The organism is uncultured Eubacterium sp. (assembly GCF_934295145.1).
Taxonomy (GTDB): domain Bacteria; phylum Bacillota; class Clostridia; order Lachnospirales; family Lachnospiraceae; genus Eubacterium_I.
The window spans coordinates 1-20,977 of record NZ_CAKRAS010000038.1 but is presented as its reverse complement, the minus strand read 5'-3'; the positions used below and the strand labels follow the sequence as shown (position 1 = coordinate 20,977).

20 protein-coding genes are annotated in these 20,977 nt (G+C 40.9%); 6 read left to right on the top strand and 14 right to left on the bottom strand.

Annotated features, from left to right (window positions below):
- Positions 1-12: 12 nt before the first annotated feature.
- From Q0I54_RS08885 to Q0I54_RS08860, 6 genes are read right to left on the bottom strand one after another with little or no spacing between them, the layout of a single operon-like run.
- The gene (locus Q0I54_RS08885; protein ID WP_296118082.1) at positions 13-660 is read right to left on the bottom strand and encodes an ATP-binding cassette domain-containing protein; all 648 of its coding nucleotides are present in this window, start codon (positions 658-660) and stop codon (positions 13-15) included.
- Complete coding sequence (locus tag Q0I54_RS08880; RefSeq protein WP_296118081.1) at positions 644-1,345, bottom strand: hypothetical protein; 702 nt, start codon at positions 1,343-1,345, stop codon at positions 644-646. The genes Q0I54_RS08885 and Q0I54_RS08880 overlap by 17 nt, the downstream gene beginning before the upstream one ends.
- Entirely contained in the window at positions 1,338-2,189 is an 852-nt protein-coding gene (locus Q0I54_RS08875; protein ID WP_296118080.1) for a hypothetical protein, read from the bottom strand. Before Q0I54_RS08875 ends, Q0I54_RS08880 begins: the two co-directional genes overlap by 8 nt.
- Positions 2,176-2,946, bottom strand: coding sequence for a hypothetical protein (locus Q0I54_RS08870; protein WP_296118079.1), 771 nt, complete (start codon positions 2,944-2,946; stop codon positions 2,176-2,178). The genes Q0I54_RS08875 and Q0I54_RS08870 overlap by 14 nt, the downstream gene beginning before the upstream one ends.
- A 55-nt stretch (positions 2,947-3,001) precedes the next feature.
- A complete protein-coding gene (locus Q0I54_RS08865; protein WP_296118078.1) occupies positions 3,002-3,982 on the bottom strand; it encodes a hypothetical protein in 981 nt (326 codons plus the stop codon).
- Positions 3,983-4,018: 36 nt separating this feature from the next.
- Entirely contained in the window at positions 4,019-4,789 is a 771-nt protein-coding gene (locus tag Q0I54_RS08860) for a hypothetical protein (RefSeq protein ID WP_296118077.1), read from the bottom strand.
- Positions 4,790-5,046: 257 nt separating this feature from the next.
- Between Q0I54_RS08860 and Q0I54_RS08855 the strand changes: the two genes are divergently transcribed.
- Together Q0I54_RS08855 and Q0I54_RS08850 are read left to right on the top strand one after the other, a co-directional pair.
- On the top strand, positions 5,047-5,766 hold the full coding sequence (locus Q0I54_RS08855) for a LytTR family DNA-binding domain-containing protein (RefSeq protein ID WP_296118076.1): 720 nt from the start codon (positions 5,047-5,049) through the stop codon (positions 5,764-5,766).
- Complete coding sequence (locus tag Q0I54_RS08850; RefSeq protein ID WP_296118075.1) at positions 5,763-7,082, top strand: sensor histidine kinase; 1,320 nt, start codon at positions 5,763-5,765, stop codon at positions 7,080-7,082. The genes Q0I54_RS08855 and Q0I54_RS08850 overlap by 4 nt, the downstream gene beginning before the upstream one ends.
- A 32-nt stretch (positions 7,083-7,114) precedes the next feature.
- On the opposite strand, the gene Q0I54_RS08845 is transcribed toward Q0I54_RS08850, so the two are convergent.
- Positions 7,115-8,083: a hypothetical protein gene (locus Q0I54_RS08845; RefSeq protein ID WP_296118074.1), complete on the bottom strand. Its 969-nt coding sequence runs from the start codon at positions 8,081-8,083 to the stop codon at positions 7,115-7,117.
- Between the two features lie 412 nt (positions 8,084-8,495).
- Here Q0I54_RS08845 and Q0I54_RS08840 point away from each other — a divergent pair, with 412 nt between their 5' ends.
- Together Q0I54_RS08840 and Q0I54_RS08835 are read left to right on the top strand one after the other, a co-directional pair.
- Complete coding sequence (locus Q0I54_RS08840) at positions 8,496-9,215, top strand: LytTR family DNA-binding domain-containing protein (RefSeq protein WP_296118072.1); 720 nt, start codon at positions 8,496-8,498, stop codon at positions 9,213-9,215.
- A complete protein-coding gene (locus Q0I54_RS08835; protein ID WP_296118071.1) occupies positions 9,212-10,519 on the top strand; it encodes a sensor histidine kinase in 1,308 nt (435 codons plus the stop codon). The genes Q0I54_RS08840 and Q0I54_RS08835 overlap by 4 nt, the downstream gene beginning before the upstream one ends.
- 221 nt (positions 10,520-10,740) lie before the next feature.
- Here Q0I54_RS08835 and Q0I54_RS08830 read toward each other — a convergent pair whose 3' ends face one another.
- A complete protein-coding gene (locus tag Q0I54_RS08830; protein WP_296118069.1) occupies positions 10,741-11,196 on the bottom strand; it encodes a YaiI/YqxD family protein in 456 nt (151 codons plus the stop codon).
- 362 nt (positions 11,197-11,558) lie between these two features.
- Between Q0I54_RS08830 and Q0I54_RS08825 the strand changes: the two genes are divergently transcribed.
- A complete protein-coding gene (locus tag Q0I54_RS08825) occupies positions 11,559-12,086 on the top strand; it encodes a hypothetical protein (protein WP_367270813.1) in 528 nt (175 codons plus the stop codon).
- A 95-nt stretch (positions 12,087-12,181) separates the two neighbouring features.
- Here Q0I54_RS08825 and Q0I54_RS08820 read toward each other — a convergent pair whose 3' ends face one another.
- The 6 genes from Q0I54_RS08820 to Q0I54_RS08795 form a co-directional block, all read right to left on the bottom strand.
- Complete coding sequence (locus Q0I54_RS08820) at positions 12,182-12,322, bottom strand: hypothetical protein (protein WP_296118067.1); 141 nt, start codon at positions 12,320-12,322, stop codon at positions 12,182-12,184.
- Positions 12,323-12,368: 46 nt separating this feature from the next.
- Positions 12,369-13,721 carry an MATE family efflux transporter gene (locus Q0I54_RS08815; RefSeq protein ID WP_296118066.1) on the bottom strand — a complete coding sequence of 451 codons (1,353 nt, stop codon included), beginning with the start codon at positions 13,719-13,721 and terminating at the stop codon, positions 12,369-12,371.
- Between the two features lie 66 nt (positions 13,722-13,787).
- Positions 13,788-14,252, bottom strand: a complete 465-nt coding sequence (locus Q0I54_RS08810; protein WP_022035003.1) for a methylglyoxal synthase — start codon at positions 14,250-14,252, stop codon at positions 13,788-13,790.
- Entirely contained in the window at positions 14,194-15,057 is an 864-nt protein-coding gene (locus tag Q0I54_RS08805) for an AraC family transcriptional regulator (protein ID WP_296118065.1), read from the bottom strand. The genes Q0I54_RS08810 and Q0I54_RS08805 overlap by 59 nt, the downstream gene beginning before the upstream one ends.
- A gap of 293 nt (positions 15,058-15,350) precedes the next feature.
- Positions 15,351-16,748, bottom strand: a complete 1,398-nt coding sequence (locus tag Q0I54_RS08800) for an MFS transporter (protein ID WP_296118064.1) — start codon at positions 16,746-16,748, stop codon at positions 15,351-15,353.
- Positions 16,749-16,795: 47 nt separating this feature from the next.
- Positions 16,796-19,834, bottom strand: coding sequence for a glycoside hydrolase family 2 TIM barrel-domain containing protein (locus Q0I54_RS08795; protein WP_296118062.1), 3,039 nt, complete (start codon positions 19,832-19,834; stop codon positions 16,796-16,798).
- Between the two features lie 191 nt (positions 19,835-20,025).
- On the opposite strand from Q0I54_RS08795, the gene Q0I54_RS08790 reads away from it, so the two are divergent.
- Positions 20,026-20,889 (top strand): AraC family transcriptional regulator, encoded by an 864-nt coding sequence (locus Q0I54_RS08790; protein WP_296118061.1) that lies wholly within the window; start codon positions 20,026-20,028, stop codon positions 20,887-20,889.
- Positions 20,890-20,977 lie beyond the last annotated feature (88 nt).

The window sequence follows — 20,977 nt, the reverse complement described above, 5'->3', positions numbered from 1 at the left end:
TAGTTCCCCAATTTATGCTGTTCCCTTATTACAGAGCTCTCCATTTTTCATTTCAAATACTTCATCGCATAATACCTGAATATCTTCCTTATTATGGCTCGCGATCAATACAATCTTTCCAGGTTTTCTAAATTCCAGAATCAGCTTTCGCATATCTTCTATGCCGCCTTCATCCAACCCATTCATTGGTTCATCTAAAATCAGTATGTCCGGATCTTCCATGATTGCCTGTGCAATCCCCAAACGCTGTTTCATTCCAAGAGAATATTTTCCTACATGTTTCTTAGAATTCGGATCTAACCCAACGCGTTTTATCGCATCTTTTACATCCTCTTTTGATATTTTTCCGGCAATTTTTGCCAGATATACTAAATTTGACAATCCACTCTCATGCCATAAAAATCCCGGATTTTCAATCAATGCACCTAAATTTTCCGGAAAGTCTACATCTTTTCCGATTTTTTTCCCACGAACGATGATCTCCCCAAGATTTGGATACATATAACCACAGATCAGTTTGAACAAAACTGACTTTCCGGAGCCATTCCGTCCTACAAATCCATAAATATGATCATCATATAATTCAAGATTAATATCCTCTAAAACATTTTCACCTTTAAAGGCTTTACTTACATGTTTTACCTCAATGAACTTTTCCATCACTGATCCTCCTTAATAACAATACTTTTCCTTTCCCGGATACTAATATAAGCAGACTTCCGATCACAAGTAATTGAATGATCATTGCGACTATTATTGAAAAACCGTCTGAACCATAATTTTGTCTGGAATAATTATACATTCCCCAGGAAAACAGACTATGCGCCGGTGTTATATGATTCATAACAACCATAAATTTTGCGACTGTTTCTAAAACCACAACCAGAATACTTACGATAATCATATTTCCACTTATCAGTCTGATCCAGATAGAAAAAGCCAGTAAAAATATTGCATGCAACATCACCAGAAACAGAGATACTGCTATCTGCTTTGTTAGGTGGCTACCCATGATAATACATACACATCCACTCATACACAGATATAAAATCACAGTTTCCAAAACAAGTGTTCCATACAAATGCAGCCACCAGCTTTGTACGTTCTGATAACGGTGTACATATAAATATGCACGATTTAGCAGATCTTCACCATGCCATAATTCCAAAGCATAAACAGGCATAAAAAGCAGCAGCCATTGAACAATATCCATCCCATAAAATCCATCCATCTCTGGTGTCCATCCAGGTCCGGACAATAAATCTGTAAAATCCAATGCCGTAATTTTCAAAAAAAACGTTAATCCAATCGTAATCACAATCGATAATAAAAATTTTTTATTCATTATTTTCACTGCTTCCTATCATTCTGAAATCCGTATGAACTGCAACAAATCTACCCAGCAAATAAACAATAAAAATACTGATTAAAAAATAAATATAGGAATGCACCAACGTAAGTCCGTTTTCACCGAAATGATTTGTCAGAGTGGCATTTTCCAAGTGTAGCCATGGTCTTAAAAATTCAAATACCGTCAAAGAACTAATAAGCATCGTAAGTATATGAATACATCCCACTGCAATCGTGCCAAATGCTGTATTTGAATACATATTCAAAGCAAATAGTATTCCAGCTAAAAATATACTATATAAAACAATCAGCAAAAATGTATGTAACATCGCTGACCATGGACTGTACTCACTTAATAACAACGGCGATGGAATGGACAAATTATTTCGAAATGAACTTGCCCCCGCATAGCCCTGTACAGCTCGTCCCCAAATATTATTCATATACGTTTTTCTCATCAAAATCACTGCACTTACGATTGCCAAAATAAAATAGTATAAGAAGCCTTGTACAATGATGTACAACCACATTGCACCATACCAATTTTTTCTTCCTGTGCGGTGAATTTTCAAGAACGAATCTGAACAGATAAATGGAGCATCTGATATCACAATAATAAATCCAAATACGATCAATGATATATTTCCCAGTGTGCCAAAATGTTGAATAAACGCTTCCCACACATTTCCTGTATGTTTTCCTAAGAACTGATAATAATTCACAGAAGTGACAGCTATGGATACAATTCCAAGCAAATATCCTGCAATGCATCGTTTTCGATAAATTACCGTCTGTAACTGATACCAGAACAGTAAGAACATCGGTTTAAATTTTCTCATGTTTTTTCTGCCTCCTGTATAAAAGCCAAGTTGCAAGTACCACACCTGCAATATAGATTGCAAACAAAAGATATGGTTGGCTCAGGGGATCGTTATAATCCGCATCATAGCGGATCATAAAAACTGGATTCACCGCATGAGGTAATATAATCCATAACACCTGATAGATTACAAATGGCAAAATGTAGACAATATATTTATTTCTTACAATCATTGAAAGCAAAAATGTTAATTCTGCCCATAAAATTCCAAAAAGAACCATAAGTAAACCATGCAAAACGTAAACTGCCAGTTCTCCCCACATGATTACAATCCTGTTCCATATCAGTTCAGAAAAATCTTTTGAAAATTTTACAGAAGAATTTCTTGTTGCGACTGCCAATGGAACAGCGACTGAGAGAAACGGAATGAGCGTTGATACTGCACCGGAAACACCTACTGCAATCACCTTATATCCCATATATTTGTTTAATGATATTCTTGTTTTTACATAATTAAGATATCCACTATTGCGTTCTTCCAACAAAGAGCTTCCATATGCAAGTCCCGGAAACATTCCGGCAAATATAACGTAGGAACAACAAGCAAACAACCAACATAATTGTGCTAACCCATTATAAATAGCTGGTTCTGTTATAATTGAGTAAATCGACACCCAGCCAAATATCATTTCATAATAAAAAATTGCAATCGAAATAGCACATGCTAATACCATCCACTTATTACAAATTGCACGTTTTATCATATGACCTAACATAAATTCTTTTCTCCCATATTTTTTAATACATAGTCGGTATATGTAATACAAATTACTAGAATATCACTTCACCTGTCTGTGCATTGATGCATATATATACGTTTGACGTATCCGAATATATATACCAGACAGGATAAAAATTATTTGTTTCAGAATTCAGGTAATACGCTAATGTGATATTGGTATAGGTAACATTTTTCCATCCCGGAATATCTCCATCTTCCGTTTTTTCTTTTACAATTTTTAACATATCATCGACAGACATAACCGACACTTTCTTCTCGTTCTTTTTAGAATAAGATCCATTGAGTTGCATACTGCTAACACCTGCATTTGAAATATAATAGCTGTCTTCTATAAATCCATAGTTACGCTCAACCAACGGAACATCTTCAATGCATGGAACGATTTTTACATCTGCCATATAATATCCATTTTCTTCCCCTATCGTTGTTCCTAAAACTTTCGATGTTATCTCAAGCTGTTCAGATACATTTTTCGCATTTTCAGATAAAATATCTAACTGCTCTCTCATTTCCTGTGTCGGATAATTGTCATTTGTATAATCAGTATCTGCAACAATCTGAATGGTTGTATTATCATAAAATGATTTGTTTATTGCATGATCGATCATATAATGTATCTTAAATGCTTTATCACTTCCCGGATCTGATGCGATTTCCCATTCTTCCTGTGAATATTGACCTCCTGTTGCTTCCATCTTTTGACCATCAAGTAATACGTTTTCTATCTGCTCTGCTGAAATCAGTGTCTGCTCATAATCTCCCTGTACGATCTCAGATTCCGGAATCGTAACAGTTGCTGCTATATGTATATCACTTGAATCTTCACTTTTATCCGGAATTTCAAACGTACATTCAATTGACCGCCCCTGTTCCTCTTTTAGCTGCTGTCCCGTTACCTTGTTTAATGATTCAGCCTGTGCCGAAACATCATCAATCTCAGGCTTTCCACAAGCTGTAATTGCCCCAACCATCAGAGATAACGCTAAAACTGTAATAACTTTTCTTTTCATAATTTTAATCCTGCTTCCTTTCCCCGGTATTTTTATTTAAATTTTCTCATGTCTTTTCTGTCTCATAAATAAGAGCCAGATTCCCAAAATTATACCTGAAATATAAATTCCAAATAAAAGAAATGGCAGCATCAGCGGATCATTATAGCCATAATCATAGCCAATCATAAAAATCGGACTTACTGCATGTGGTAATATAATCCACAGAACCTGATAGATTACAAATGGTAAAATATAAATGATATATCTGTTTCTTATGATCATGGAAAGTAAAAATGCTAATTCAGCCCATAAGATTCCAAACAAAACCATAAGCACTCCACGTAAAATATAAACTGTCGGCTCCCCCCACATTGTCACAACTCTATTCCATATAAGATCAGGAAAATCTTCTGAAAATTTTGCTAAGGAATTTCGTGTAAACAAACTGAATGGCACCGCTACGGAAAGATATGGAATCAGCGTTGATACCGCACCGGAAATCCCTACCGCAATGATCTTATATCCCATATATTTCTTCATGGATATTCTGTTTTTTATATAGTTAAGATACCCACTGCTACGTTCTTCCAATAAGGAGCTTCCATATGGCACTCCGGGAAACATGCCCGCAAATATATAATAGGAACATAAGGAAAACAGCCCAATCATCTCTGCCAGTCCGTTATAATACCATGGTTCTTTTATCATGCCCTGAATCGGCACCCAGCCAAATAATATTTCATAATAAATAATTGCTATCGAAACAGCGCATGCCACTATCATCCACCTGTTGCAAATCGCACGTTTTATCATGTACCCCAACATAATCTTTTCTCCATTTTCTATCGTTTTATTGACTATACTATGACATATTTTTTTCTCCCTGTGTGTATATGTCCGTCAATCCCATACTCTCGGTCCGTAAACCCTTTATACAAGATTGGATTCGCGGACCGAAACCACCTTATTCACGGACATCATAAACTGCTTTTTTATTTTACATGTTAAAATGTAAATCATTGTCATTATCTGCTATTTGAGTTATTATTTAGATAGTTTTATTTTTATGGAGGTTTTACACATTGATTCAAATTGCAATTTGTGATGATTCAGAAGTATCTTTACAAAATCTGAATCAAGAAGTAACGAATATATTAAAATCAAATCATGAACTTGCAGAAATTAATCTTTATAAGGAAAGTAAATTTTTAAATTATGACATTAGCGAAGGGAAATTTTTTGATCTCATTCTAACGGATATTCAAATGCCACATATTGATGGGATGGAACTGGCAGCAAATATTAGAAAATACCTGCCAAATGCATTGATCATTTTTATTACAGCTCATTCCAAATATGCACTGGACGCATTTGAACTATCCATATTTCGATATATTGATAAAGAAACCATTCCAAAGAAGCTGCCGGTTGCAGTTATGGATGCACTCAAAATGATTCATTTACAGGAAGATCAATATTATCTTCTTTCCTATAACCGAATGCATCGGAAAATATTGCTGAAAGATATTTTATACATACAGCGTGAAGGAAAAAACAGTATTTTTTATTTAGCAAATCAGGATATTTTAAAGCAACGTAAGAGTCTAGTCCCGATCATGGAAAAATTAAACAGTTCTGATTTTGTTTTTATCGACAGAGGTACGGTTGTAAACCTGGCTCACATTGTATCTATTCAAAATACAACCATTGAATTAGATAATGGGCATTTTATCCTTGCCAGTATTCCACGTATGAAAGAGTTGAAATTTCAGCTTCAGAACTTGTGGAGGGATTCGCTATGACAGCTTTATTTATGATTTGTGATTATAGTTTTTCACTACTTGAATTATTTTTATTTTTTGTAATATTGAATGCCATTTATTCCAATATTAACTATAAATATGTACTTATTATTACGGTAATATTTTCCTCTTTTACTGCTCTGATCAACCAGATATCATTATTCTCGGCATACTCAGTTATACTATTCGTCCTGTCTACCTTTATTGGCGGCTGTATTTTGATCCGGAAGGATTATTTTATGCTGCTTTCCATAAGTGCATTTTATGTATTGATGATGGGGTGCTATGAATTTTGTTATGTGTCACTGATCATGCATTTTTCATCTTACGGAGCGGATTATCTTACACTCATATTAGATTATGGATGGCCGCGTTTTGTTTTCTCGCTCACAACCAAATGCGGACAGATAATTGCTGTCCTTCTTGTATGTGCAGTCATCCGGCGTATTGCAAAAGAAAAATTTTACGTCTGGAAACTGGCGATTGTTACGGTATTAGGATATATCAGTATTTTGTATATGGTTCATAATACATTTCAAAACTACACAACCACAATTTCAAAGCTCTGGATGGTTTTCGCTGCTTTCTTATTACTGCTTTTTTTCATCCTGCTTTTTGAAATTGACTTACGAAGCAGACGGCATTTGCAGGAAAAAGAGGCTTTAAGCAATCATTTATTAGAAGAAAAATATCAAAACATCACGGCAATGTTTAACCAAAATGCAATGTTGTACCACGATATCAGAAATCATCTGTACACACTGTATCATCTGCTTGAAGAAAATCGTGTTTCAGATGCAAAAGAGTACATTGAGAACATACAGAAACCGATCCAATTATTAAAGAAAACAAGCTGGACTGATAATGATGTCGTAGACGCTGTGTTAAATGATAAAATACAGATTATGGGAAATCAGGGAATCCGCTATGATATTCAGGCAGAATTTCCATACAATACGGGCATTGAAGATGCCGATATCTGTACAATACTGGCGAACTTACTGGATAACGCGATAAAGGCAACGACACAATTACCGGAACAAACCACACCAGTAGAAATCCGGATTCAAAGCATCAAAAAATTTGTCATCATAGAAATAAGAAATCCGTCTCCTAAAGTTGAATTTACAAATGACGGTATGCCTAAACGGGCAAATAAATCTGCGTTCCATGGTTGGGGATTACATAATGTCGCCCAGGCTGTTGAAAAATATGACGGTGCTTTACAGTTTAATTATAAAGATGGTATTTTTGCAGCGTCTGCAATGCTGTTCTTTCCACAAAAAGCTGGTAACAAATCAGAAGATCACTCCTAATTGGAATGATCTTCTATTTGTTATTTTACAGTCTACTTATCTGTATCCGGCTCAATCCGCCACAACGATATCTCATCAGTAGAATTTACACTTAAATAATAATTGTTCTGACTACCTTTACAAACTGGCAGCACCCCGTTGAAACTGGTTTTTCCATGAATGGTATCTGGAATTGACAACGCTGTTACTGTTTTTCCATCCCGGTATTCGTAAATTGCCCTTGGTGTAGCGCACACAACGGTATCATTCCACGCTTTCATCGGTGCAAATACCTCACGATGATTTGCTTCCCACATATCTTCCACAAATTTCTTCAGCCCTTCTTCCGGCTCCTGTTCCTCAAGTGTCTCAGCATTCAGGCAATATTTAATATCGTCACAATACACAACAAACTGATCTTTCATTGACAGGAAACCAGCGGAGCAATAGTCATAGGAAAGGCTTTTTACTTCTTTCTGCTGCGCAATATCATACAAAACACACTGTTCCGGTCCTGCGATTGATAACACATTGTCGTTGACGACGCTGATATCCCATGCACTTCCACCTAATTTTTCAAACACATCTCCAACCTTCAGTTCTTCATTGTCCTTCTCCGCAACTCGAAGCAGCCGACTTCCATCGGAATCTGATACAACAACAAATGCATTCAGACAATCTTTTCCTTCCTGTAACACACCTGTTAAAATATAACTATCTTCAGAAAACGTATCTGGCAACGAAATTACTTTCTCCCAGTTTTCTCCCCGATCAGAACTTTTCCATACCAATACCGAATCTGTTCCATCTTCAGAAGTTCCATCGGTCAGTGCATAGATTTCTCCTGTATCTGTTGTCAGCAGATCATTGTAATTATATGCATCCTCAATATTGATTGCTGAAGCAACTCCAACGCCATTTTCAATCGGTGTTTCATTGTCCGCCGTTTTATTCTGTCCACACCCTGCCAGCATAAAAAATGTCATTCCAAGGATTCCCATAAGTGCCATTGTCTTCTTCATATAAATTTCCCCCATTTCTATGTTTTTCATCTACTTCATAGTATCTTTCTATGTTTGCATTATGGCATATATTTTTACCTCTGTGTGATTTTGTCCACCAATTCGCAAAATCTGTCCATCAATTAATCTTTTTATATACACAAAAAACTCTGTAACATTCCTATCTCATAATTTATGGACAAAAAACGTTGATTCACGGACAAAACGTACACACATCAATACTTATTGATATAATTGTTACAGATGAATCAATCCCTAAAGCCGGGGTTGTCATCAACATCTTTTTCCGTTATCCTTAATAAGTAATTACACAATGATTCCAATGAAATCACACTGGCTTATACGGAATGGAATCATGTACCAAGTCTTACACAGGATTGACTTGAATTTATTGTTTTGGGAGGTTTTATCATTGATTCAAATCGCAATCTGCGACGATTCAGATGTAACACTTCAGCATCTGAATCAGGCAGTAACTACTATATTACAATCAAATCAGGAAGTTGCAGATATCACGTTATACAGCAACAGTGAAAACCTGAGTTATGACATCAAAGAAGGTCACTTTTTTGACCTAATTTTGACAGACATTGAAATGCCACATATGAACGGTATGGAATTAGCCGCAACGATCCGGACGCATCTGCCCGGCGCGCTGATCATTTTCATTACCGCTTATACGAAATACGCACTGGATGCCTTTGAACTGTCCGCGTTCCGCTACATTGACAAAGAAATGATCCCAGAAAAGCTGCCGACAGCCATCAAAGATGCCTTTCGGATTCTTCATATGCAGGCCGACCAGTATTATCTGCTCTCCAATACACGCATGTATCGAAAATTATTACTGAAAGACATCTTGTACATATCCCGCGAAGGAAAAAACAGTGTTTTTCATTTAACAAACCAGACCGAAGTAAAAGAACGCAAAAGTTTAAATCCGGTGATGGAAGGACTGAACAGTTCTGATTTTGTTTTTGCTGACAGAGGCATCATCGTAAATCTGATCCATATCGTCTCCATTCAGGACACGACGATTGAATTGGATAACGGTGAATTTCTTCCTGCCAGTCTTGCACGTATCAAGGAACTCAAATTACTGCTGCAAAAATTATGGAGGAATTCTTTATGACAACATTCTTCATGATATCCAATTATGGCTTTGTCATACTGAAAGTGTTTATATTTTTTATATTGCTGCATGCGGTTTATCCTACGTTCAAATACCGATATGCGGTCATTATTTCCTGCATTGCGGCACCATTTTATATACAGATCAATGACTATCTGCTCTATACGATGCTTTCCGTTTTGCTGTATATCCTGATTCTTTTTATCGGCGGATGCATTTTAGTTCGCAAGAAGTTTTTTGTTTTAATTTTTCTATCCGCCTTTTATGTGCTGATGGCGGGATGTATTGAACTTTTTTATATCACAATGATGTTGAACTTTTCACGTCACGGAGCAAGGTTCCTTTCGGTTCTTCATTCCTATCCTGACCGGACAACGATTGCGTTTTCTCTGATTACAAAAGGATGTGAACTTGCACTTGTCCTGATTACAGCTACAATCATCCGCCGCATGAGTGATGGAAAAAAGAAAGTCTGGAAACTGCTTATCGCTACTGTTGTTGGATGTTTTGTTATGATCTACCTGATGCGTAAAACATTCAGCAACTATTTTGAGGCTCCAAAGTTCTGGGTGATCCTCATCGCCTTTTTACTGCTGCTGTTTACCGTTCTGCTCTTTGAAATTGACCTGCGAAACAGACAGCATTTACTGGAAAAGGAAGCGTTGAGTAAGCATCTTTTGGAAGAAAAATATCAGAACCTAAACGAAATATACAGCCAGAATGCAAGATTATATCATGATCTGAACAACCACCTGATTGCTCTGGATCGTTTGCTGGACGATGAAAATATACCGGAAGCGAAAACGTATATCGCCGCCATTCAGAAACCCGTCCAGATTTTAAAGAAAACCCACTGGACCGGCGATGATGTAGTAGATGCCGTATTAAACAATAAAATACAGCTCATGGAAAATCGAAACATCCACTATGAGATTCAAACCGATTTTCCGGATAAAACCGGTATCGAAGCGGCCGACCTTTGTACGATACTGGCAAACTTACTGGATAATGCCATTGAAGCTGTCGGTAAACTCCCGGAACAGACTGCTCCATTAAAAATCCGTATCCAGAGCATTAAGAAATTTGTGTTGATTGAAATTTCCAATCCATCCAAAGAAATCAAATTCACCGATGATGGACTTCCACGAAAAACACGCAAATCATCTTTTCATGGATGGGGACTGTATAATGTTACTCAGGCAGTAGAAAAATATAACGGAACTATTTTATTTGAATATGAAAATGGAATTTTTACTGCCTCTGCAATGCTGTTCTTTCCGCAAAACATTGACGATGTTTCATAATGTTTCATAAATTACAACTCGATAAATATGCCATAATAATCAGATTTTTCTAAACAGAATCTTGTTCCTCTCTGTATTCTGCTTATCATTGATAAACAAAACGGTACATTCCTCGCCTGGAACGTACCGTTTTGTCTGCCCTTATTTTATTTCATTTTTATTATTTGTTGGATAAATCAATACATAATGTTTCACCACTCACATGATTGGAAATTTTTCATCTATCCTTCTTCTTTCTGTGCCATCCGTACCATTTTTTCAAATGCCTGTGCAAAATTTTCATCATCCTCACCTGTCCGCTTTTTCGGACCTTTGATGTGATTTTTGCTGGAGCTTCGTCTGGCTTTTTTATTTATATGCCGTTCCATCAGCATCTGATCAATATTTTCATCCGTATACCACTTCCCGGATTGATGGATCGCATATGCGCCTTTTCCAAGAGCCATTGCTGCTACACCATAATCCTGTGATACTACAATATCCCCTCTATGGCACAGACTGATCAGTTTATAGTCTACTGCATCTGCTCCCGCGCCAACCACGATCACTTCGCTATATTCAGATGAAAGCACATGGTTCGTATCACAAAGCAAAGTAACCGGCACATCATATTTTTCAGCTATTTTCTCAACGATTCCTACAACCGGGCAGGCATCGGCATCTATAAATATCTTCATATATTCTCAAGTTCCTTTATTTTCTGCAACAATCAAAAGACAACCATTTTTTCTAGGTACGATTCTACTGTATTTGCAATACAGATACCTGTCAAGTATTTCCTTAAAATAAATAAAATGGTTATAATTTAAAAAATACCTACACTTCAAATCGAAATGTAGGTATTATCCGCACTAAATTTTAAATATTTCACCTGTCTACTAAATAAGAGATATGTCAACGATAGATTTCAGATTGTATATATACTTCTTCCAGTTAGAACACTCCAGAATCAATCACTGTCTCTATCACTCGAATTGCTGTATCATATTCCAATGGTTCATTCTGAAAATATGTCGTAGGAGCACGTATCGCAAACTATATGGATGTTTCCTATGCCTACCAGGATTTAGAGGACCTTCCGGAAGGATATACCGTACCGGAGGGACGGGAAAAACCATGGGGCACCTGCCATGCGATTCTTACAGCCAGAGATCTTATTGATGCCCCGTTTGCAGTGATTAATGCGGATGATTACTATGGCACCACCTGTTTTCAGATCATTTACGATTACCTGTCCACACATTCAGATGATGATAAATACCTCTACTGCATGGTCGGCTATCAGTTAAAAAATACCGTTACGGAAAACGGCTCCGTTGCAAGAGGTGTCTGCACCACCGATGCTGATGCCAACCTGGTCAGTGTCGTGGAGCATACACAGATTGAAACGTATGAAAACGGCATCCACTTTACGGAAGATAAAGGAGCTACCTGGCAGGAGATCGACGGGGACACTACTGTTTCCATGAACCTCTGGGGATTTAATGAAAGTTTTATCAAAGAAGCCAAAGACCGGTTGCCTGCCTTTTTGGATGATGCTATGCATTCCAGGATACTCTTTTTTTGAAGACTTGTCCTCTCTATCATATGTAGAATGTTCCGTCCAAAATCCTTCCGCAGGTTTTGTCAGCCGCCCAACCCTTAATAACTAAGCTGACAATACTATCTCCGGAGCGTCAGTGCCCCGATTTTCTTTGCTTGTGTCCCCTGTGTTGTCGTTGCGGCATCCTGCTTTCCACAGCCGCCAACAAATGTGACCGTCAGAACTGCCGCTGCCATAAACGCATAGCATGTTCTTTTCATGTTCAACTTTTTCCTCTCTGTCAAAATCTTATGTACAAAATATTTTTTAAGTTTCAATACCCACGTTTTGCAGGTTGTCACGCATCACATGGACATAACAGTATACAAGCTGTGCCGTCATGCAGCACCAGATCAGGGGTTCACAGATGATCACGCCCCAGTAACCAAGGACTGGTATGATACAAGCAGAAAACAAGATTTTTCCCGCAAGCTCCATGAAGCTCGAAGTCAATGGCTTTCTCTTTTCGCCCATGGCCTGTAAACCATTCCGCATATTATAAAGGATTCCAAGCACCGCATAAAACGGAGATGCCACCCGCAGATACAGGGCAGCATTCTCTAAGATCTCAGCCTGTTTGGAGCCAAACAATGCCACCAGATCCTTTGCAAACAAAGCAAGCACCACCGTTGCGATGATGCCCCAACAGATACTCATCCGGCAGGCGATGAGCATCCCTTTTTTGATGCGCTCCTTATTTCCTGCACCGGCATTCTGGGAAATGAAGGTTGCGATTGCCGCACCCATGGTGGTGTTTGGTAACATCATAAAGGAATTTAACTTTCTTGCCGTTGCCTGACATGCGATATAAACCGCACCGAGATGATTGATCGCGCGCTGCAGGATCACCGTCCCGGAGCAGACCACTGCATTCATAATCCCCATGGATACGCCCTGGGAGAGCAGTTCCCCGTACAGATGTTTCCCTGCCGCAAAGTGCCTTTGCTCCGGCACCAAAACTGCCGCATGGCGCAGGATATAAAAGATGCATAACAGGACGGAGATCCCCTGTGCCACTACCGTAGCAATAGCAGCTCCCCGGATGCCCATGTCAAACTGTGTGATAAACAACAGATCCAAGAGCACATTTCCGATGGAGGAAAAGATCAAAAACAGTAACGGCATCAGACTGTTACCGATCGCACGCAGCAATCCGGCACACAGGTTATAGGCAAACATGACGCCGATGAAAATGGTCAGAACCGAGATATAGGAATAGGATTCTGCCAAAATCTCCTCCGGTGTTTTTAACAGCCGCATCATTGGGTAGAGTCCCACCATGGAAAAGAGCATCATTGCAGCCGTCAGGCATCCGGCAATCACAATCGCCCCTGCCACTGCTTTTTTTATCAACTCACTGTCCCCATATCCATAATACCGGGACACTACAATACTAAGACCACTGCCAACCCCAAAGCAGAACCCGATCAGCAGTTCATAAATCGATGAAGATGCCCCAATGGCCGCAAGGGATAAATCGCCAAGGTAATTTCCTACGATCAGGATATCCATCGTATTATATAACTGCTGAAACAGGTTCGACATCAGGATTGGTAGCGAAAAGATAAGCAGAGACTTTAGGATGGAGCCTTTGGTCATATTGACCTGTAATCCGCTCATAGTTCTCTCCAGATCCGGATCGCTGCCAGATGCATCCGGTCGTGTTTCTTCTTATTAAAATGCTGCTTATAATGTTGCTGCACGATGCTCCACCGCCTGTTTGAAATTTTCCACCTGATGCTCATAGCAGGTATCCATGAAGGTGGAATGCATCAGAAAATCTGCCGTTGCCTTGTTGTTGGCAATCGGGATATCGTAAACCTGGGCGATCCGGAGCAGTGCCTTGACATCCGGATCATGTGGCTGCGCCGTCAGCGGATCAGAAAAGAAGATTACCATATCGATCTGTCCTTCCACGATCTTTGCGCCCACCTGCTGGTCCCCGCCAAGCGGACCACTGTTATACCCTTTGACGGATAAGCCCGCCTGCTCTGTGATCATCCGGGCAGTTGTCCCGGTCCCACACAAGTGATGTTTTTTAAGGATCTCTCGGTTTGCGATGCACCACTGTAACATCTCCTGCTTTTTCCCATCATGTGCGATCAGTGCAATGTTTTTCTGTTCCCTGATCGTCATTGTCAAATACTCCATATTGTTCCTCCTTTTCTTCCTGCTGCCTTTGCTGCAGGATACGGTATTGGCTCGGTGACATTTTGAAACGTTCCTTGAACGCCCTATTAAAGGTACGCTGGCTCTCAAAACCGCTGTCCAGACAGATCTCTGTGATCGTATCATTAGTGGTTTCCAGCCGCTGGCAGGCAAACCCAAGCCTTGCGTCATTCAGGTACTGGTTGAAATTCCGGTGAAAGGTTTTGGAAAAAATCCTGGATAACACATATTTGCTCACACCCAGTGCCTTTGCCATCTCCTCTAGGGAAACGGCGTGATTAAAATGTGCAGATACATAAGCGACCGTCCGGTAAATAAGGTCCTCACTTTCCACACTGCTCTTTTCTGTCAGTGTCAGTTCCTTTATGCACCTGGCAAGAATGATCTGAAGATACGCCTGGGCAATGGTGATCTCTTTTGTTGTTAAAAGTGCATCAAAAGACCGGTACACATCTTCCGGGATGACCGATGCTTTTAGCACCGGGATTTTTGGAGCCTTCCGATTTAACGTTTCCTCATAAGCACCCACGATAAAGGGCGGTGCATTTACAAAGACTGCCATGTTCTGTCCGGCAGAAAATACCTGGTAATGGTGGATCAGATCTGGGAAAAGTATCCCGACATCCCCGGCTTGCATGTGGTACAGTTCCTCGCCCATACCAAGCTCTAAGCTCCCGCTTTTTACCCACACCAGCTCCAGGGCATGATGCAGGTGTGGCGGCTCATGTTTTGCCTGGCGCATCACTGCCAGTATCTCATCTTTCGTATTTTTATAGGTTAAATGCATCGGTGTCTTTCCTCCCTTCCGTTTTGTATCTGCAACATTTGTCCACTGTTTGTGCTGATCTGGCACGCAGGATGTCTGGTTTCATCCTAGAATAGACTTGTAAGGAAAGGAGGTCGGAACACATGCGTAAACAGATGACATCTTATTTTGAACAACTGCTTTCATTCTATGCCGCATTTTTCCTGCATGTCTACCATGCATAACCCCTGCCTGTTCTATCCAGAAAGCAAAAAGCATTGCCTTTTTTTCTTTTTCAGACAATGCCTCCTGCCATCCGCGATCCATCGTGCCTGTTATTCTTCATCCGTCACGCAGTCAGATGTGATGCCTTTTTCTCTTTTTATGTTTTCCACTGTCTCTTCCACATTCATTCTGGAAAGGACAAGCATGATCAGGACCTCAAATACCAGTGGGAGCCACAGGTACATAAAGGAGAGCATCCGTAAGCTGGATGCCGGCTGTGTTGCCGCCGTACCTACATATCCGCTGATCTCCAAAAGCCATCCAACCAGTGCGGTTCCGATTCCGCCACCGATCTTGATACCAAGGGAAGTACAGGAATACATCGTTCCATCCACACGTTTTCCCTGTGTCAGATAAGTATATTCCGAGCAGGATGCGATGACCGCATTCATGTCTCCCTGCCATGGTCCCTGTCCCAGTGCAGCGACCGCCGTAAACAGTAACATCAACGGTACGCTTCCAAGGTAACCTGCAACGATCACCAGTGCCCTGCCTGCTACTGCCAGCATATAGCCGCGCAGGTTTAATTTGTACATACCTTTCCATTTACCAACCAGTGTCGGCGTAAATACCAGTGCAATGATCAGCGGGATATTGACCGCCCATGCAAATACACCAAACAGGCTTTTATTCTTCAGTACCCATGTCATATAATAGATACCGGCTCCGATCATGGCACTGTATAACTGCTGTAAAATATAAACGCCGCAAATCATCATGTAAAATTTGTTTTTGATCAGCAATTTAAATGCCTGCACCAGCCCGTATTTTTCCTCTTTGTCTGCTTTGTCTGTTACCGCACCATCATTTAATTCCTCTTCTGGAAGTTCCTTTACGGACAGACAGGAGATCGTGTTTACCACAAAACCGATGATTGCATAAATGATTGCAACCGTTCTCCATGCGGCAGCCCCGCCGCCACATTTATCAACAAACCCAACCGTAACAGACTGGATTACAAGGCTTGTGGCAAAAGCAAAGATAAAACGGTAAGACCCCATCTGCACACGCTCTTTGGCATTTTTTGTTACCAGGGAAGTAAGGGCTGAGTATGCGATGTTGTTTGCTGTGTAAAACACACCGTTAAGCAAGGTATATGCGATGAAGAACCAAGCATATTTTGCCGTATCACCAAAGCTGGTCGGAACTGCAAATACCGCAACCAGGGTAATCGCACATCCGATATAACCATAGAGCATCCATGGCCTTGCCTTTCCAAGCCGGGAATGTGTCTTATCGATCATCGATCCAAAGAAAATGTCTGTCACACCGTCAAACAGCTTGGATGCCGCGATCAATGTTCCGACAATGCCCGGCATCAGACCGATGGTATCCGTCAGATAGATCATGACGAAAGATGTCAGGAACGCATACACCACGTTTCCTGCCACATCGCCTGATCCATAGCCAATTTTGTTGTACCATTTCAAATACGTTTTTTCTTCCATGAAGTCCTCTCTCTTCCTATGTACCTTAGTACACCAACATAATTTTATTATCCCTTAATGAACGGAACCAGTGTAAACCGGAACCGGAATAATACGTTATTAAACTGATATTTTTCTAATACCTCCGGTCCACAGCTATTGGAACCGATGCCATTTTGTGCATAGTCAATGCACAGTACGGTACTGCCGGATTTTTCCAATTTATAATTATGGGCACAGCGTTCCAGCTCTTCCTGGGTATATTCGGATGCCTGGAAGGAAAATGTATCGTCTGAAACCGCAGTCAGACCGTATCTTGCGCCTTCTGCCTGCACGTAATCACAATCAAAATGGCTTCCGTTCTCCTGTGGGCGGATATAATCTTCATGAAGTTCTGCTACTTTTGCCCGGAACAGTCCATGATAGGAACCCTGGTGCTTATCCCGGTAGGACTCCTGCGGTCCCATGCCAAAATATGCCACTTCCTCCATGCCTTTCTCCAAAAACAGGCGTATGCCAAACCTTGGCAGTACCGGAAACTCCGGATCTTTCTCCATGAGCATGTCTGCATGGATCTTTCCTGTCCCGTCGATCTCCCAGAGGATTGTTCCCTCCAGAATCTTCTGTACGCTATCTGCAATCACACCGATTTTTGCTTTGATGGAAACGCCCTTTTCATTCTGGGTAATCTCCATCTGATATGCCCTGCTGTATGCACTGTCAAAATGCGCATCCTTCCATAGTTTCTTGATATACATATCGTTATCTGTCGGAGCCCTCCAGATGTTAAGCTGCATCGGATGATCCAGATAATCCTTACCCGCAAACCGGATCTGCTCAAACAGTCCGCTCCGTTTACTGAGCACATAGCAGAAATCACTTCCCTGCAGGGTGACTGCCGTATCGCATTCCTGTACACTGATATCCTGTCCGTTTCTGCCCTCTTCTAACCATGCAAGTTTCTGTTGGTTCCTGCCATCCTGGTTTGACAGGAGGAAGTCGTCAAATCCAAGTTCCCATCCAGTTGCCAGCAGAGGCACCTGCTTTTTCAGATAGTAGCTGATTTTCAAATATACTTTTCCTTTTGCCGGAACACTGACCGCAAGTTTTGTGCGTCCCTCGCTGTGTGGTGCTACCGAAAATGGTGCCAGCGTGCCACGATCCACGGTAAGTCCGTCCTGTGTCACTTCATATCCGATCGTTACATAATCTTTTAAGTCATCAAAATCCAGATAGTTATGCAGAACAAGTTCCTGGCTTTTCTGGTCGTAGGAAACTACCCTTGCCGGGCGGTACACATTTTTATATTCCAGCAGACCGGTATGCGGGGTACGATCCGGGTATACCAGACCATCCATACAGAAATTGCCATCATGGATCTGCTCCCCATGATCCCCGCCGTAATAATAAATGGTCTTTCCATTCTCTGTTTTTCCATGTGCAACGGCGTGATCGCACCACTCCCAGACAAAGCCGCCGCACATCCGGTCAAATTTCTGGATTATCTGGAAGTAATCCTCAAAATCCCCAGGTCCGTTTCCCATGCTGTGGCAATACTCTACCAGCAGGAACGGTTTACTGGAATCTTTCTGCAAGTATTCCCGAATCTCATCCAGGGAAGGATACATGCGGCTATACAGGTCAATGTTCCCATATTCATAGGTTTTCCCACTTTTCCGGTATCTGGCACTCTCATACTGTGTCAGGCGGCTCGGATCAAATACTTTTGTCCATGCAAGTGCCTGTTCAAAGTTACATCCATACGCACTTTCATTTCCCATCGACCACATCACGATAGACGGGCGGTTCTTATCCCGCTGCACCATCAACTGCACGCGATCTACAATGGAAGTTTCCCACATCGGATCATCCGCGATCTGTTCATTCCAGCGGTCAAACCGGTTCTCGTCGGTATCCACTTTCCGGTACAGCATGACCGGTCCATGTGCTTCAATGTCTGCTTCATCAATGACCATGAATCCGTATTTGTCACACATCTGGTAAAAGAACGGTGCGTTCGGATAATGACTGGAGCGGATTGCATTGAAATTATGCTGTTTCATCAGCATCAAATCCTGTCTAATCTGCTCCACACTGATGGTAAATCCTGTGATTGGATCGGAATCATGACGGTTTACCCCGCGGAACTTAATCTTCTGTCCGTTAAAGTAAACACATTTATCCCTGACTTCAATCTGGCGAAGACCGATATGATCCACAATGGTCTCTGCTTTGGTCCGGATGATCAGTGTATACAGATACGGATTTTCCGTATTCCAGAGCACCGGGTGGCAGATCTCAAAGTCAAGTGTTCCATCCTCACTGATCTCCCCTTGTGCGATACGGGCACCTTCCCGGTTTTCGATCACAACCTCTGTATCTACCGGAGCGTTAAAATCAAAAGCAACCGTTACATCTGCATGGTCTGCTCCAAGTTCGGTCGTTACATGGTAATCCCATACCACATGCTCCGGTCGTTTCAAAAGATACACATCCCGAAAAATACCGCTCATCCGGAATTTATCCTGATCTTCAAGATAAGAACCGTCACACCATTTCAGCACCAGAACTGCCAGAGTATTTTCCCCTTCTTTCAGGAAATCCGTCACATCAAATTCAGATGTCATGTGGGATACCTGACTGTAACCTAAGTATCTGCCATTGAGCCAGACATAGAAACAACTGTCCACGCCTTCAAAATTCAAGTATGCCATCGGTGCCTGTTCATCTGTATGATAGGTAAAAATCTCAACATAGGCGCCGCATGGGATATCCTGTGGGACATATGGAGGATCAAACGGAAATGGATAACGGATATTGGTATATTGTGGTACATCATGTCCGAACAACTGCCAGGCATGTAACACCTTCAGCTCTTCAAATCCCGATGTATCATATCCTGTCTCAAAAAAGCAGTCCTTTACGTCATAAATGCTTTCAAAATACTGGAACTTCCAGTTTTTATCCAGTAACTGAAAACGGTCAGATGTTTCCCTGTGTTCAATCAGATCATCCATCTTTTTGGATGCAGGGATATAATAAGCCCTTGCCGGCATGGTGTTGTCATGTAAGATTTCCAAATCTTCATAATAGCGTGGTACAATCATTTCCTTCTCCTCCTCATATGTATCAATTTGTACATCTGCTGTTTCGTTCGTTTTTCCCTATTATGAAAAAACATGTTGTCGTTCCTTGTTTTTACTGACTACATTCTAAATATTCCTGCAAGAAATGTCTATAAACAGAATTAGACAGAATATGCACAAAATGATACAATGGAAAAAAGGAGGGATTTCCCATGTATATCAATAGCGGCTACCTGAACAATTCCCATCTGGATTTTAAAGACCGGACACGTCCCCTGATCGTCGGAAGCTGTGGCACCTACCGGCTCTCCAACCATCCAAAAATGCCAACTTACCGCCCCAAAGGGCGAAAAGATTTCCAAATCATTTATATTGCTTCCGGACTGGTGCATTTTCATTTTGACAAACCAGAAAACGAGACCATCGTCTCTGCTGGGAACATCGTACTCTACCGTCCCGCGGAACTGCAGAAGTATGAGTTTTATGGAAAAGACAAAACAGAAGTTTACTGGGTACACTTTACCGGCAGCGAAGCAAAAAATATCCTACGGAAAAATGGATTTACAGATAAAGAACGGATCTTCCCGGTCGGGACATCCTTAGAGTATGAGCGCGCCTTTAAGCACATAATCTTAGAATTACAGAAATGCGATGCAGATTACCAGGAAATGCTGACGCTGTTATTATGCCACCTGCTCATCATCTTCCACCGGGCAATGCTCCAGGAGCATACCCTGAAAAACGAATTTCTGGATCGGCAGATGGATACTGCTGCCTCTTACTTTAACCAGAATTACAACCATGAGATTAATATTGATGCCTATGCTTCTTCCCTTGGCATGAGTGTCAGTTGGTTCATCCGCAATTTCAAAAAGTATACCGGTGAAACACCAGTGCAGTTCATTACTTCACTTCGGATGACCAACGCACAGGTACTGTTAGAAAATACAACTTACTCCATCAATGAGATTGCACGCATTGTCGGATACAACAACGCCCTGTATTTCAGCCGGATCTTTCATAAGCAGAAAGGTTGCTCCCCTTCCCAGTACCGCACAAGAAGTCATGAAACTTAACCGGACGCGAAAAATCGGATGACGGGATATGCTCCCTCATCCGATTTTAACTTTACCGCTTTATTCCACTGTGCTCCCGGCATCTTCT

Excerpts from the sequence above, each read along its gene's own strand:
- Q0I54_RS08885 (WP_296118082.1), bottom strand. The coding sequence starts at position 660 with ATGGAAAAGTTCATTGAGGTAAAACATGTAAGTAAAGCCTTTAAAGGT.
- Q0I54_RS08880 (WP_296118081.1), bottom strand. The coding sequence starts at position 1,345 with ATGAATAAAAAATTTTTATTATCGATTGTGATTACGATTGGATTAACG.
- Q0I54_RS08875 (WP_296118080.1), bottom strand. The coding sequence starts at position 2,189 with ATGAGAAAATTTAAACCGATGTTCTTACTGTTCTGGTATCAGTTACAG.
- Q0I54_RS08870 (WP_296118079.1), bottom strand. The coding sequence starts at position 2,946 with ATGTTAGGTCATATGATAAAACGTGCAATTTGTAATAAGTGGATGGTA.
- Q0I54_RS08865 (WP_296118078.1), bottom strand. The coding sequence starts at position 3,982 with ATGAAAAGAAAAGTTATTACAGTTTTAGCGTTATCTCTGATGGTTGGG.
- Q0I54_RS08860 (WP_296118077.1), bottom strand. The coding sequence starts at position 4,789 with ATGTTGGGGTACATGATAAAACGTGCGATTTGCAACAGGTGGATGATA.
- Q0I54_RS08850 (WP_296118075.1), top strand. The coding sequence starts at position 5,763 with ATGACAGCTTTATTTATGATTTGTGATTATAGTTTTTCACTACTTGAA.
- Q0I54_RS08845 (WP_296118074.1), bottom strand. The coding sequence starts at position 8,083 with ATGAAGAAGACAATGGCACTTATGGGAATCCTTGGAATGACATTTTTT.
- Q0I54_RS08835 (WP_296118071.1), top strand. The coding sequence starts at position 9,212 with ATGACAACATTCTTCATGATATCCAATTATGGCTTTGTCATACTGAAA.
- Q0I54_RS08830 (WP_296118069.1), bottom strand. The coding sequence starts at position 11,196 with ATGAAGATATTTATAGATGCCGATGCCTGCCCGGTTGTAGGAATCGTT.
- Q0I54_RS08825 (WP_367270813.1), top strand. The coding sequence starts at position 11,559 with ATGGATGTTTCCTATGCCTACCAGGATTTAGAGGACCTTCCGGAAGGA.
- Q0I54_RS08820 (WP_296118067.1), bottom strand. The coding sequence starts at position 12,322 with ATGAAAAGAACATGCTATGCGTTTATGGCAGCGGCAGTTCTGACGGTC.
- Q0I54_RS08815 (WP_296118066.1), bottom strand. The coding sequence starts at position 13,721 with ATGAGCGGATTACAGGTCAATATGACCAAAGGCTCCATCCTAAAGTCT.
- Q0I54_RS08810 (WP_022035003.1), bottom strand. The coding sequence starts at position 14,252 with ATGGAGTATTTGACAATGACGATCAGGGAACAGAAAAACATTGCACTG.
- Q0I54_RS08805 (WP_296118065.1), bottom strand. The coding sequence starts at position 15,057 with ATGCATTTAACCTATAAAAATACGAAAGATGAGATACTGGCAGTGATG.
- Q0I54_RS08800 (WP_296118064.1), bottom strand. The coding sequence starts at position 16,748 with ATGGAAGAAAAAACGTATTTGAAATGGTACAACAAAATTGGCTATGGA.
- Q0I54_RS08795 (WP_296118062.1), bottom strand. The coding sequence starts at position 19,834 with ATGATTGTACCACGCTATTATGAAGATTTGGAAATCTTACATGACAAC.
- Q0I54_RS08790 (WP_296118061.1), top strand. The coding sequence starts at position 20,026 with ATGTATATCAATAGCGGCTACCTGAACAATTCCCATCTGGATTTTAAA.